Here is a 13,192-nt window from a genome sequence, read left to right on the forward strand (position 1 = left end):
AAGAGAGGAGTCCAAGTTGAAAATAGGAGTTGTAAGCCTAGGATGCCCTAAGAACCTCGTTGATTCTGAGGTCATGATGGGACTTATCCGTGACCGTAAATGGGAACTGACTAATGATCCATCCCATGCCGACATCATTATCGTCAATACCTGCGGTTTCATCGAAAGTGCCAAAACCGAATCCATCAATACCATCCTGCAGATGGCAGAATATAAGAAAATAGATTCCCATCGTAAACTCATTATGACGGGCTGCTTGGGTCAGCGTTATGCCCACGAACTTTTTGAACAGATGCCCGAAGTGGATGCAATTATCGGAACAGAATGTTATGATGCCATTGGGTCGGTCATTGATCGCGTGGAAAAGGGAGAGCGTTTTGTGCTGCTTGAAGCGCCTAAGCAATACTCCCAGCCTAAGAGCCGCGTCCTTTCCACTCCGCAATATACAGCTTATGTGAAGATTGCCGAAGGCTGCAGCAATCGCTGCTCCTATTGTGCTATTCCAAAAATACGGGGACCATATCGCAGCCGACCCTATGAGGAAATTGTAGAAGAAGTAAAATCCTTGGTTCAGCAGGGTACGCGGGAAGTTATCCTTGTTGCGCAAGATACGACGCAGTACGGGATTGATTTATACCACAAACTGCGTCTTTCCGAGCTTTTGCGTGATCTGAATGAGATCCCTGCCTTAACATGGATCCGCATCCTATACTGTTATCCCGAATCCTTTTCTGATGAACTCATAGAGACCATGGCCCAATGCAAGAAGGTTTGCCACTATGTTGACCTTCCGCTGCAGCACGCCAGCAATTCTCTTTTAAAGACCATGCGCCGTAGGGATACGCGGGAACAGGTTGAAATGCTCCTTGCTAAACTTCGCAACAGGATGCCTGACATCTGCCTGCGGACGACTTTTATTGTCGGCTTTCCAGGAGAAACTGAAGCGCAATTCGAGGAACTCCTTGATTTTGCTCAAAAAGAACACTTCCAATGCGCAGGTGTCTTTACCTATTCACAGGAAGAGGAAACCGAGGCAGGTGCCATGAAAAACCAGATCGATGAAGCAACCAAGCAGGAACGCTATCATCGCTTGATGGCACTGCAAGCCAAGATTTCTGAGGAAATCCAACAGGAACGGGAAGGAAAGGTCCTGACAGTTCTTGTGGAGGGACATGATGAAAAAAATCCGGACCTTGCTGTGGCGCGGTCCTATGCGGAAGCTCCTGATATTGACGGTAAGATCTTTATTGAAGGTGCTAAGGGACTTCGGGTAGGGGACTTTGTCAACGTCCAGATCGATCAAGGCTTTACGTATGAGGCTGTTTCTCACCTCGTAAAGGAGTGAATGTTCTGTGGATGTAGAAATCATCAGTACGGGAACGGAACTTTTATTGGGGGATATCCTTAATACGAGTTTCCAGCTCCTGTCAAGAACCCTGAATGACGCCGGTTTCAGTGTCCTTTATCAATCAACGGTGGGAGATAATCAAAAGCGCCTTTTAGCTGCCCTTTCCATTGCGCAAACGCGTGCCCAGATCATCATCCTTACGGGCGGCTTAGGCCCCACAAGAGGCGATATTACAGCTCAGACCGTTGCCGATTTTCTTGGTCGTCCCCTTGTGCTGAGTGAGGAATGGCTGAAAAAGATGGAGGCTTATTTTGCCTCTCGCGGACTTGTCATGAGCCCCAATAACCGGAAACAGGCCTATGTACCGGAAGGGGCGGTCATTTTCAATAATGATGTGGGAACCGCACCGGGTATGGCGATTGAAACAAATGGCGGCAAGGTTTTAATCCTGCTGCCAGGACCGCCTGAAGAAACCAAGTTCGTCCTTGAAAATGAGATGATGCCTTACCTTCGCCAGAAATTCCAAAGTCAAGGGATCATCCATTCCCGCATTCTTCATCTAAAAGGGTTGACCGAATCCATGACAGCCGAAAAACTTGATGACATTATCATGGCACAGACCAATCCGACAGTGGCACTATACGCGCGCCGCGGTGAAATCCTTGTACGGATCACAGCAAAAGCTGCAAGCCTGGAAGATTGTATGGCACTCATTCACAACGAGGAGACCAAGATCCGTGCCAAAGTTGGAGAATATATTTACGGAACTGACTATGAGACTTTGGGGGAAGCACTGGGAAAGTTGCTGCGTGCTAAGGGCATGACCATCGCTTTTGCAGAATCCTGCACGGGAGGGCTTGCCTCAAGTCTGGTGACCGATGTACCGGGAAGTTCGGAATACCTCATTGGTTCCGTTGTTTCCTATACCAATCAGGTCAAACATGAGATCCTGGGCGTTCCCCAGGAAACGCTCGATACGTATACGGCGGTATCCAAGGAAACGGCGATTGCTATGGCTGAAGGGGTGCGCCGTTTAATGCGCAGCGATATTGGTGTCAGTATTACAGGGATTGCAGGTCCTACAGGCGGTTCACCGGACAAACCGGTAGGACTGGTTTATGAAGCCTGTGCAACAAAGCATGGCACGGTTGTACAGGAACTTCGCTATCGGGCTTCGCGCACGACCGTCAAACTCCGTGCAGCAATGAACGCCATGGCCCTTGCCATGGATGAAGCTAAGAAATGAATCGTGCCAAACAAGTATGTTAGGAGAACCTATGACAGAACCAACAATTACGACCTTTGAAGACCTGAACCTTGACAAAAAGATTCTCTCTGCCCTGAAAGACATGGGCTTTGAGGAACCGTCACCCATCCAGAAAGGGGCCATTCCCCTTGCACTTGAAGGGGATGATATCATCGGACAGGCTCAAACCGGTACGGGCAAGACAGCGGCTTTCGGCATTCCCATCATCCAATCCATTGATGAAAAGAATCGCCATGTCCAGGCCTTGGTCATGTCCCCAACACGGGAACTATGCATCCAGGTGGCAGAAGAAATCAGCAAAATTGGCCGGCTGAAGCGTGTCCATGTCCTGCCTGTATATGGCGGACAGCCGATTGAACGCCAGATTCGGAGCCTGAAACATGGCGTCCAGGTCGTTATTGGGACCCCGGGCCGCCTTTTGGATCATTTGCGCCGCGGCACCATCAGTTTGGACCATATCCACTTCCTCGTCCTTGATGAAGCGGATGAAATGCTTGATATGGGGTTCATTGAAGATATTGAGACCATCATCAAGGAAGTTCCGCCAGAACGGCAGACCATGCTTTTTTCAGCGACGATGCCCCGTCCAATCTTGAGCATCAGTAAAAAGTACATGCGGACACCAAAGGTGGTAGCCATCCACAAGGAAATTGTGACGGCTCCGACCATTGATCAATATTATTATGAAACGCGCGATAAAGTGGATGGTCTGTGCCGAATCCTTGATACGACAGATGACTGCAAGATGATCATTTTCTGCCGCACCAAGAAAGGCGTGGATGAACTGGTCATTGCCCTTGCCACCCGTGGCTATGAGGCGGAAGGCCTCCATGGGGACCTGAGCCAGACGCAGCGTGATCGGGTAATGAAGAAATTCCGTCAAGATCAGGTTGATATCCTCGTTGCAACAGATGTAGCGGCCCGCGGTATTGATATTGACAATATCACCCACGTGGTGAATTTCGATGTTCCCCAGGATCCGGAAAGCTACGTCCACCGCATTGGCCGTACTGGTCGCGCCGGCAATACCGGCGTCGCCTTGACCTTTATCACTCCTCGTGAATTCCGTCAGTTAAAGCTCATTGAACGAAGCGTAAAGACGAAAATTATCCGCGGCCAGCTTCCGACCGATGCCAATGTCCTTGAAAAACAGCGGGAACAAATCATTTCCAAAATGCAGAGCATTCTTGAACAAAATCAATATCATGATTATCTGCCTATTGCAGAAGCCCTGGAAAATGATTATGACATTCATGATATTGCGGCGGCCGCTATCAAATTCATGCAGGAAGGAAATAAAGCTTTGGAAGAGCCCCAGACTGCGGATGCGCTGCCTGAAGCTCTTGCCAACACGGGGGCTCGCCCCGGCATGGTTAGACTATTTATCAACATCGGCCGCAGTGCCAAAGTCACGGTACGGGATATCATCCAAAGCATTGCCATCGAAGCCGAGATTCCAGCAAAATCGATTGGCCGCATCAGCATCTATGACAAATTCAGTTTTGTTGAAGTTCCTGCCGACTCAGCAGAAAAAGTCATGGCCGTGATGCATAAAAATACCATTCGCGGATTCCGCGTCAACATGGAGCCCGCTAAAGCACGGAGATAAGCACCATGGATAACATCGTCTACGGGAAGACGGAGGGAATTAAAAAACGGGTCTTGGAGCAGCTTCAATCGCTCTACGACCTGCATCTTGATCAGGGCCAGCTCATTTCGGAGGAACTGGCCCTCCTTCTGCGTGATATTTCGGAATCCATTGGACGCGAAGTCTCTGTCTATGTGGACCGCAAAGGAATAATTTCCAGTGTTTCAGTTGGCAGTGATCATGCAGTTTCCCTTCAGGATACGGGAAGCCGGCGTTCTCTGTGGCGTTTGTCAGGAATCACTGCAATCCATACTCATCCGTCCGGCACATCTCGCTTAAGTGGGGTAGATATTTCCACACTTAAAAATTTGCGTCTTGACGGCATGGCGGCTCTTGCTTGGAAAGATGCGGAAGCGATGCCCCTTCTTTCTTTAGGCCTGATTACAGACCTTACTGATGATGGAGTGCCAGTTGCCGAGGAATTTGGACCTTATTCTGCCAAAGAAGCTGCCCGTATTCCTTATGGAACGCTCTTGCAGACGATTGAACGAATTTTAGGAAAAAAGACACGCAGCGAAAAAACGGGAAAAGAAGTAGAACGAGCCATGCTGGTTTCCCTTCATTGGGGAGAGGATTGTTCTCGCTATTGTGTTGAAGATTCCGTTGAAGAATTGGCACAGCTAGCAGAAACGGCAGGGGCCATTGTCGCAGCTAAATTTGTCCAGTCCCGTCCCAAACCAGATCCAGTATTTTTTATTGGAAAGGGGAAAGTTGAGGAAATGGCCCTTTTTGCTCAACAGGAAGATATTGATTTATGCCTTGTTGACGATGACCTCTCTCCGGCCCAGCAACGCAACCTGGAACAAGCGTTAGGTGTCCGGATCATTGATCGAACAGGCCTTATCCTTGACATCTTTGCCAAACGGGCCAGAACCAGTGAAGGTAAGCTTCAAGTGGAACTGGCTCAACTGCAGTATCTTCTGCCCCGCATCATGGGGCAGGGCGCCAGTTTGTCTCGCTTGGGCGGCGGCATCGGAACAAGGGGCCCTGGCGAAACTAAACTTGAAGTGGACCGCCGGCGGATCCGTGACCGTATCGGATTTTTAGAAGCCCAGATTGAAAAGATGAAGGGGGCACGCCGGACGCAGCAGAAAGCCCGGGAAAAAAGCAGGATCAAACAAGTCTGCCTTGTGGGCTATACAAACGCAGGTAAATCTTCCCTGCTGAATGCCCTTACCCATTCAGAAATCTATGCAGAAAATCAACTTTTTGCAACGCTTGATCCAACAACGCGGCAACTCAGCCTGCCCAATAAGGAAGTTTGTACCTTGACAGATACGGTCGGCTTCATTCAACGCCTGCCGCATCAATTAGTGGCCGCTTTTCGTTCGACGCTCGAAGTCGTAAAAGGGGCAGATCTCCTGCTCCATGTGATCGATGTGAGCCATGAACTTCACGAGAAACAGGAGGAAGCGGTGCTAAGCGTCTTAAAGGAACTTGGTGTAACAGATACACCAATCCTGACCGTCTACAATAAGATCGATAAGCTGCCGGATCATGAGGGGCTAAAAAAGCGGCTTGATCGAGAGGAATCCCTCGCCATTTCTGCCCGCTCTGGAGAAGGAATCCCCGCCCTTATTAAAAAGATTGCAAGCTTTCTCAATGAAGGAAAGACGGAAGTGACCCTGCTGATTCCTTATACAGAAACAAAGCTCTCGGCTCAGCTTCACGAAAAAGCGACGGTCCTATCCGAAAGTTACGGGGAAAAGGGAGCCCTTATGAAAGTCCGTTTGGATAAACATGATGTAAAGCACTATGCCCCTTATCTAAAGGAGGAAACATAAAACATGATCAATTGGGATGAAATCGAAGAGAAAGCCTTGCTTGAGGTGCAAAAGACGAGCTTTATCCATGAAAAGACTGCCCTTCTCAACACTCGTAAGGTCCTTAAAGCATTCCGTAATCATCAAGTAGCCGATTATTACCTGAAACCAAGCACGGGCTACGCCTATTCTGATACGGGAAGGGATGAACTGGATGGAATCTATGCGGAACTCTTCGGCACGGAAGCAGCCCTTGTAAGAAGTCAATTCGTTTCTGGTACCCATGCTCTTGCCGTTGCTTTATTAGGTGTTTTAAAGCCGGGAGATGAGCTGATTGGAGCTACGGGAGAGCCCTATGATACGATGCAGACCATCATTGGTTCCCCCATCAAGACCCCGGGCTCCCTAGTCAATCAGGGTATTAGCTATCACGAAATCCCCATGATTGCCAATCATCCCAACATCGACGCCATTGTGGCCGCAATTACCGACAAGACCCGGATGGTCCACGTACAGCGTTCCTGCGGCTACAGCAGCGTCCGCAAAACACTGACTGTCGATGAAATCGGAGAAATCTTCAGTGCAGTCAAACGGGTTAAGCCTGATATCATCTGCTTTGTCGATAACTGCTATGGCGAATTTATCGAAGATAAAGAACCAACCCAAGTCGGTGCTGACCTCATGGCCGGTTCCCTCATCAAGAACCTAGGCGGCGGTATTGCTCCGACCGGCGGTTATATCGTGGGACGCAAGGATCTTGTCGAACTTGCTTCCTATCGTCTCACGGCGCCAGGATTAGGCGGAGAAATGGGAGCAACGCTTGGGGATACGGCCCGTGAATTTTATGAAGGCCTGTTTTTTGCGCCTCATGTAGTCCTTCAGGCCATCAAGACTTCGATTTTTGCGGCTTCCGTATTCCAGAATCTCGGATTCGAAGTGTCTCCGCTACCAGAAGAACGCCGCAGCGATATCATCCAAACGATTACCCTAAAAACCAAGGAAAATCTCTGCCGCTTTTGTGAGGCCATTCAGGCAAGTTCTCCCGTTGATGCCCATGTAACACCTGTACCCAGCCATTTGCCGGGCTATCAGGATGAAGTCATCATGGCTGCCGGCACCTTCGTCCAAGGGGCTTCCATAGAACTGAGTGCTGATGCCCCTGTGCGCGAACCCTTTACGGTATACCTTCAAGGGGGCCTGACTTTTGAACACGGTCACATTGCCATTATGGAAGCAGCAAGAAAAATCATGGATAAATAATCGTGCAGCGGCAATTGATTCATAGATTGTGGATAAAAGTAAAATAGGAGAGGGGAGGGATAGAAAAATCCCTCCCCTCTCCTATTTTACTTAAGTTTCCAAGACAAGGCCGTCACTTGATGATTTCTCGCTCACAGCATCCCAGACAGGATTCTTTTAAAGGACCAAAGGGAATTGTTCCTGTATAGCAAAAGAGCTGCTGTCTCTAAGCTGCGGATCCCCTCTGATCGGATTTTACTCACCTTGCTGTTTATTTGGCAATCTACGTATTTTCTTTATGCCCATTTTGCCTCCTGTCCAATCTTCTTGTTCCAATAAATCAAGATTGACTGCTCCATTTGACCTTTGCTGGGTGCTGGATCGTTATGGATAAATAAGCACATATGTCACCATATTTCTCTTCTAAGACGATTTTAGAAAATGATAGACACCTCTTATGAGAAAACATGCTCTAAATGCAGATTTGAGCTTATAAGCCAGATTTCCATATCTGTAGGGCCATTATAAGAAAGACAGTCAGTTCGTCTTATGAAGAAATGAACAGTAGTCTTTTAGAAAAATGAAAATAATAAACAGCTGATCATGAGAAAAGTAGGAGCAAGTGGGAGCCATAGGAAAAAGCATCCTATATAACATCAAAATAGTAGTAAGAGGTAAAATGTGAAAAAGTGCTTCTTTCGAAAAATAAAACCGCCTCTATATTTTATGTTAGAGGCGGTTTTATTGAAATATGCATATATTTAATCATAAAATAGATAAAAGCCCTTAAAACGCAAATTTAAGCGTTTTAAGGGCATGAAACCTTTGTTGGGAATTTCATGGCTTATTATCTATCGTAAACGAGCAGGAAACAATCAAAGAACACGGAAAACACCTACAACAACTCCGGTAATCTTAATATTATCCGTACCAACGATGGGTGAATAAGCGCTATTTTCCGGAACTAGACGAATCTGTTTGAGTTCACGGAAATACCGTTTTATCGTCGTTTCTTCTCCATTTAAAAGAGCAACCACGATATCCCCATTTTGGGCGTAATCTTGACGGCGAACAAAAACATAGTCCCGGTCAAGAATTCCGGCATCTTTCATACTATCGCCTTCGACGACCATCATGAAGACATCGTCCTTGGTCCCGAGAAGTTCTGTTGGAATGGGGTACATATCCTCGATATGTTCATCAGCAAGAATGGGATCGCCGGCGTGAACAGCCCCAACAAGAGGCACGCCAACTACTTCCTTCTTGCGCCAGGCTTCATCAGAAACAAGTCCATACGTACGGGGTTTATCCGTATCCCAGTTCAAGAAACCTAAACTCGCAAGCTTCTTCATATTGTTATGAACACTGGCACTGGAGGCCAGGCCAACACCCTTACCAATTTCACGGACGGATGGGGGATAGTTATTTTCAGAGATATAACTTCGAATAAATTCAAGGATCATTTCCTGACGGTCCGTAAGTCCATTAGCGTGTATCGAATTTGCTTTAGGTCTGCCCATAAGAAAGCCTCCCATACAAGGTATTTTAAAGAAATATACTATATGTAGTAGTATATCAAGAGTTCAAATAATAGTCAAACGTACGTTTAGTAAAAGAGAAGAAAATATGAATAAAATAAAGATAATAAAAGAAAAACGAACAACGGAATGCAAAAGTAAAAATCATGATAGATTAAGGAAAAAGAAAATAAAGTTTACGCTAAGAGAATTCCGAGATTAAGATACGTAAAAGAAGATTGTCATTTTAGATAGGAGTGTAGCTTGCAGGAATGGTTGGCTGCAGCCACTTAAAACTGTACGCAGCTAAGGACGTGGGGAACAGAAAAAGCATTTTTTAAGCAGAAATTTTTACGTCCTATAATATATATTATGTAAAATGGTATAAAAATAAAGGCCGTAAAAAAAATCCCGGAACCCTCTTTTCCTAAGCCGTTCCGGGATTGTATCCGTTCTTAAGTTGATTTCTTTTTTTGACCAAGAAGTGTAAATGACTGTACGGCTCGTTTAAATGCACTGAGCTTCAGGTCATAGTTGATGGTATCATCTGTTTGAAAGTGGATAACATAACCTTCACCTTGTGGATTAAGGAGATATGCATTGAGTAGGAAGACTTTCTTTAAGTCTTCATTATCGGTCGACTGCGAAAGACTTCCGCGAAGGTCACCGACAATGATGGGTTCATGATGAAGGATTGTAATATTGGGTGTATAGCTTGTGATTTTTTCGATGAAGTTCTTTTCTGCTTCATTGATAGTCGCCTTTGTGGCAGACCCTAATTCCTTGAAACTGTCATCGCTGAGCCTTCGGATCATCATGGAATCCGTATGGACACTGCTCAAGCTGCGTCCAAAAAGGACATTATCGGCACGCAGTGTATAAATACGCCACCCACTGGGAATTTCCATCTGGAATCCGAGGTTGGGGTCGGTTAGGATATTTTCATCCGTATAATGGATCTTTTTCAGATCTAGATCCTTTGTGATTGCTTTTAAGGCTTCCTTGCCAGCTTCTTCATTGGCCTGTGTTGTACGGACCGTTACAACGCATAGATTATTTTTCTGCGTTTGGTATGCCCGTCCAATGATAAAGGGACGTCTTGTCTTTTCTGGATCTTTGGGAACACTGCGAAAATCATAGCAGCCTGCTTGCATTTCTTTTTCTAACTGAGCCGATGGGTTGTTCTTTTTTCCGTGAAGTTTATCACGCAAAAGAGCTGCCCTTATCAGTTGTTTGGCCAGTGGCCTTATCATCCATGCCTACAATCGTATTATCCTGATCATCTTGGATTTTCTTAAGGAATTTCGAAAGTTCCCGTTTCTGTTCTCCTGAGTATTGTTTCATGGGAACAGAAATAAAACTGGGCAGTGTATAAAGATCCGCACTGATGAGAAAGTCTTCCCCAACCTTAAAGCGAACACCTGTTTTTGTATGATACAATTCTGTACTGCCTGGCGGAATGGTCATGGTAAAGCCACCGCTTTTGGGTGTATAGCGCTGCGGAGCGGCCGCCATGGCAGGATGCTGGATGCTGAGGCCTAGGACTGTAAAGGCTGCCGTAAAGAGTGCAGCTATCCGTTTTTTCACTTCTCTCCCCTCCCCTTTAGGCCCTGGAAAGTCGCTCAGCACAGCGCTGAGCTTCGGCGCAAACTTTTTCGTAATCAAGGGTCAGATATTCGCCGTTTTCATAAAGCAATTTTCCATCTACAAAAACATGGCTGACACTGTGGGAACTGGCGGCATTGCAAAGAAGGGAATAGCGGTCATTGCGGGGGAACCATTCCGGTTCTTTCAGATCATAAAGGACAAGATCTGCTTTGTATCCTGTTGTGACGGCACCCACTTCATCAAAGCCGATGGCTTTGGCGCCTTCTAGGGTTCCGCATTTGATTGCAGTTTTAGCGGGCACGCTTCTAGGATTATCCTCTTTGACTTTGGACAGCATGGAGGCTAGACGTACCTCTTCAAGCATATCCAGATTATTGTTGCTTGATGCCCCATCCGTTCCAAGACCGAGGACAATGCCTTTTTGGAGCATTTGGCCGATGGGGGCAATTCCGCTTGCCAGTTTAAGGTTGCTCTGCGGGTTGGAGGCAATGCGTACATGATGCTTCCTTAGGATTTCCATATCCTTGTCATCAACATGGACGCAATGGGCAGCAAGGGTTCCCAGCTCAAATAAGCCCAGTTCTTCCATCAAGGCAATGGGCGATTTGTCATATTTCTTGAGACAGTCCGCCACCTCCCCTTTTGTTTCCGCAAGATGCATGTGGATTTCGGCTCCTTTTCGGGCCGCTTCCTTTACGATGCTGCAAATATATTCCGGAGCGCAGGTATATGGCGCATGGGGGCCATACATCACATGAATCCGGTCATTTTCGACGCCGTTCCACGTATCAAATAGAGCTGAATTCTCATCAAGACGGGCTTTGCCATCGGCTGCGGAAGACCCGGTAAGGCCCCTTGATAACGCAGCACGGATTCCCGATGAAGCCACGGCACGGGCCGTGGCTTCCATAAAGAAGTACATATCGGCAAATGCCGTTGTACCTGTACGGATCATTTCCGCTATGCCAAGGAGACTGCCCCAATACACGTCATTTCCCGTGAGATGATTCTCCATGGGCCAGATTTTGTCCTGCAGCCAGTCCATAAGGAGCATATCATCGGCATAACTGCGAAAAAGAGTCATAGCGATATGAGTATGGGCGTTTACTAAGCCCGGCGCAAGAAGATGGTCTCTGCCATCGATTACGAGGCTGCCTTGAACCGGCTCTTGACCGATATAGGCAATGCGTCCATCCTTTATCCCAACTTGATAGGTTTTTCCGTCATTTCGATCCAAGATCTCAGCGCCTTGGATCACGGTATCGTAAAACATCTGTTGCTTGTACCCTCTTTTCTTTAGATTTTATCAATGGGAAAACCACCCACAGCATGAGCCGCTTCCCGGCAGTGACAAGATGCCAAGGTCTGTTCTTCCTCTGTTAGGAAGGCATGGATGATGCGAGCAATGGTTTTGGCATTTTCATCCATCATGGCAACAACTTCCTCATGAGATAGGGCCGTCCAAGAAAGACCGGATCCCATATTGGTCACTAGGCTGCAATTGGCATAGCAAATCTCTGCTTCCCTTGCAAGGACGGCTTCCGGCATTTGGGTCATCCCTGCTACATCACCGCCCATAAGTCCATACATCCGAACCTCGGCAGCAGTTTCATAGCGTGGCCCTTCTGTAGCTACATAGCAGCCAGCTTTACTGTGTCGTACGCCAAGTCTTGTGAGGATGCCGTTGAGCCGCTCCCGCAGGACTGGACAATAGGGAAAGCTGAAGTCAACATGGCAGACCGGCATGACACCGCCATCAAAAAAAGTATGCTCGCGCGATTTTGTAAAATCAAGGATTTGACTCGTATTGACAAACGTCCCAGGAATCAAGCCGCGATTCAGGGAGCCTACAGCGGTAAAAGATAAGATTTCCGTTACACCCAACTTCTTCAACGCATAGATATTGGCACGATATGGAATGCGATGCGGCGGCAGACTGTGCCCCTTGCCATGACGAGCAATGAAGTAAACAGATGTATCATCGATCTTGCCTGCAAATCCTTCCGCCGTACCAAATGGGGTTTCTACCGTAATGAGGGACAGCGTTCCAAATATGGAGGTATCTTCGACACCTGTACCCCCAATGATTCCAATTTTGCGCATAACGTTCACCTCTGCTGATTCAAACTTTCAATGATAGGGAGAAGTTCCGGTAAAGATGCAATCGTATAGTTCGGTTTTATTTCTTGCTGGAAACGTATGGGGTCAAAGCTGGACCACCCGACCTTGACTGAAGCACGGCATCCAGCTCGCATTCCGCTCACTAGATCATAAGGACTGTCACCGACACAAAGGCATTCCTCACCGGAAAGTCCTAGCTTTTTTAGGGCAAGAAGGCTGGGTTCTGGATCAGGCTTATGAAGGGCTGTATCCCGTACGCCAATCACACCTTCTATATAGGGAGAAAGCCCCAGACAGCGTAGTCCCCGTTCACAAGTCTCATTGGTCTTGCTTGTCACAATGATGGAATGGATCCCCTTTTCCTTTAGGCGCTGACAGCCAGCCAAAACAGAAGGAAAGGGACGGATCATTTCATCATGAACAGAAAGCTGATACGTCCGATAAAAAGTCAGCAGCTCGTCGAGATGGGCTTCATCCCCACCACTCAGCTGCAGCATGGCCTGAGGCATAGGAAGACCAAACGTCGTCAAGATTTTCTCATCAGGCGGGACCTTCCCATAAAAATGAGAAAAGGTTTGATGGAAACAATGAAGGATGAGGGGTGTTGTATTGGCAAGGGTTCCATCAAAATCAAATAAGATTCCTGAAATGGTCATGAATGGCTCCTTGTGTGTGTCGCTT

At 47.2% G+C, this 13,192-nt stretch carries 11 protein-coding genes; 5 read left to right on the forward strand and 6 right to left on the reverse strand.

Annotated elements, in window-relative coordinates; genetic code table 11:
• The first annotated feature begins 16 nt into the window (after positions 1 to 16).
• The 5 genes from rimO to H503_RS0102655 are packed head-to-tail and all read left to right on the forward strand — an operon-like array spanning position 17 to position 7,286.
• Positions 17 to 1,345 (forward strand): 30S ribosomal protein S12 methylthiotransferase RimO, encoded by a 1,329-nt coding sequence (rimO, locus tag H503_RS0102635; protein WP_009016290.1) that lies wholly within the window; start codon positions 17 to 19, stop codon positions 1,343 to 1,345.
• 7 nt (positions 1,346 to 1,352) lie between these two features.
• A complete protein-coding gene (locus H503_RS0102640; RefSeq protein WP_009016291.1) occupies positions 1,353 to 2,594 on the forward strand; it encodes a competence/damage-inducible protein A in 1,242 nt (413 codons plus the stop codon).
• A gap of 31 nt (positions 2,595 to 2,625) precedes the next feature.
• Positions 2,626 to 4,224 (forward strand): DEAD/DEAH box helicase, encoded by a 1,599-nt coding sequence (locus tag H503_RS0102645; RefSeq protein ID WP_009016292.1) that lies wholly within the window; start codon positions 2,626 to 2,628, stop codon positions 4,222 to 4,224.
• 5 nt (positions 4,225 to 4,229) lie between these two features.
• Complete coding sequence (hflX, locus tag H503_RS0102650; protein ID WP_009016293.1) at positions 4,230 to 6,047, forward strand: GTPase HflX; 1,818 nt, start codon at positions 4,230 to 4,232, stop codon at positions 6,045 to 6,047.
• A 3-nt stretch (positions 6,048 to 6,050) separates the two neighbouring features.
• Entirely contained in the window at positions 6,051 to 7,286 is a 1,236-nt protein-coding gene (locus H503_RS0102655; protein ID WP_014128461.1) for a methionine gamma-lyase family protein, read from the forward strand.
• 854 nt (positions 7,287 to 8,140) lie between these two features.
• On the opposite strand, the gene lexA is transcribed toward H503_RS0102655, so the two are convergent.
• The 6 genes from lexA to H503_RS0102680 all read right to left on the reverse strand — a co-directional run bounded on the left by lexA (position 8,141) and on the right by H503_RS0102680 (position 13,167).
• Positions 8,141 to 8,785 (reverse strand): transcriptional repressor LexA, encoded by a 645-nt coding sequence (lexA, locus tag H503_RS0102660; protein ID WP_009014752.1) that lies wholly within the window; start codon positions 8,783 to 8,785, stop codon positions 8,141 to 8,143.
• A gap of 452 nt (positions 8,786 to 9,237) precedes the next feature.
• Positions 9,238 to 9,993, reverse strand: a complete 756-nt coding sequence (locus tag H503_RS11740; protein WP_248604825.1) for a hypothetical protein — start codon at positions 9,991 to 9,993, stop codon at positions 9,238 to 9,240.
• Positions 9,986 to 10,369 (reverse strand): hypothetical protein, encoded by a 384-nt coding sequence (locus tag H503_RS12675; protein ID WP_248604826.1) that lies wholly within the window; start codon positions 10,367 to 10,369, stop codon positions 9,986 to 9,988. Before H503_RS12675 ends, H503_RS11740 begins: the two co-directional genes overlap by 8 nt.
• Positions 10,370 to 10,385: 16 nt before the next feature.
• Positions 10,386 to 11,663: an amidohydrolase gene (locus tag H503_RS0102670; RefSeq protein WP_009014750.1), complete on the reverse strand. Its 1,278-nt coding sequence runs from the start codon at positions 11,661 to 11,663 to the stop codon at positions 10,386 to 10,388.
• A 23-nt stretch (positions 11,664 to 11,686) separates the two neighbouring features.
• Entirely contained in the window at positions 11,687 to 12,493 is an 807-nt protein-coding gene (locus H503_RS0102675) for an S-methyl-5'-thioinosine phosphorylase (protein ID WP_009014749.1), read from the reverse strand.
• Positions 12,494 to 12,498: 5 nt separating this feature from the next.
• Complete coding sequence (locus tag H503_RS0102680; protein ID WP_009014748.1) at positions 12,499 to 13,167, reverse strand: HAD hydrolase-like protein; 669 nt, start codon at positions 13,165 to 13,167, stop codon at positions 12,499 to 12,501.
• Positions 13,168 to 13,192: the final 25 nt, after the last annotated feature.

The sequence above is a fragment of the Acidaminococcus intestini DSM 21505 genome, from assembly GCF_000425045.1.
GTDB lineage: Bacteria > Bacillota > Negativicutes > Acidaminococcales > Acidaminococcaceae > Acidaminococcus > Acidaminococcus intestini.

Bases quoted from the DNA above. Each gene is read 5' to 3' on its own strand.
- H503_RS0102645 (WP_009016292.1), top strand. From the start codon at position 2,626: ATGACAGAACCAACAATTACGACCTTTGAAGACCTGAACCTTGACAAA.
- hflX (WP_009016293.1), top strand. From the start codon at position 4,230: ATGGATAACATCGTCTACGGGAAGACGGAGGGAATTAAAAAACGGGTC.
- H503_RS0102655 (WP_014128461.1), top strand. From the start codon at position 6,051: ATGATCAATTGGGATGAAATCGAAGAGAAAGCCTTGCTTGAGGTGCAA.
- lexA (WP_009014752.1), bottom strand. From the start codon at position 8,785: ATGGGCAGACCTAAAGCAAATTCGATACACGCTAATGGACTTACGGAC.
- H503_RS0102670 (WP_009014750.1), bottom strand. From the start codon at position 11,663: ATGTTTTACGATACCGTGATCCAAGGCGCTGAGATCTTGGATCGAAAT.
- H503_RS0102675 (WP_009014749.1), bottom strand. From the start codon at position 12,493: ATGCGCAAAATTGGAATCATTGGGGGTACAGGTGTCGAAGATACCTCC.
- H503_RS0102680 (WP_009014748.1), bottom strand. From the start codon at position 13,167: ATGACCATTTCAGGAATCTTATTTGATTTTGATGGAACCCTTGCCAAT.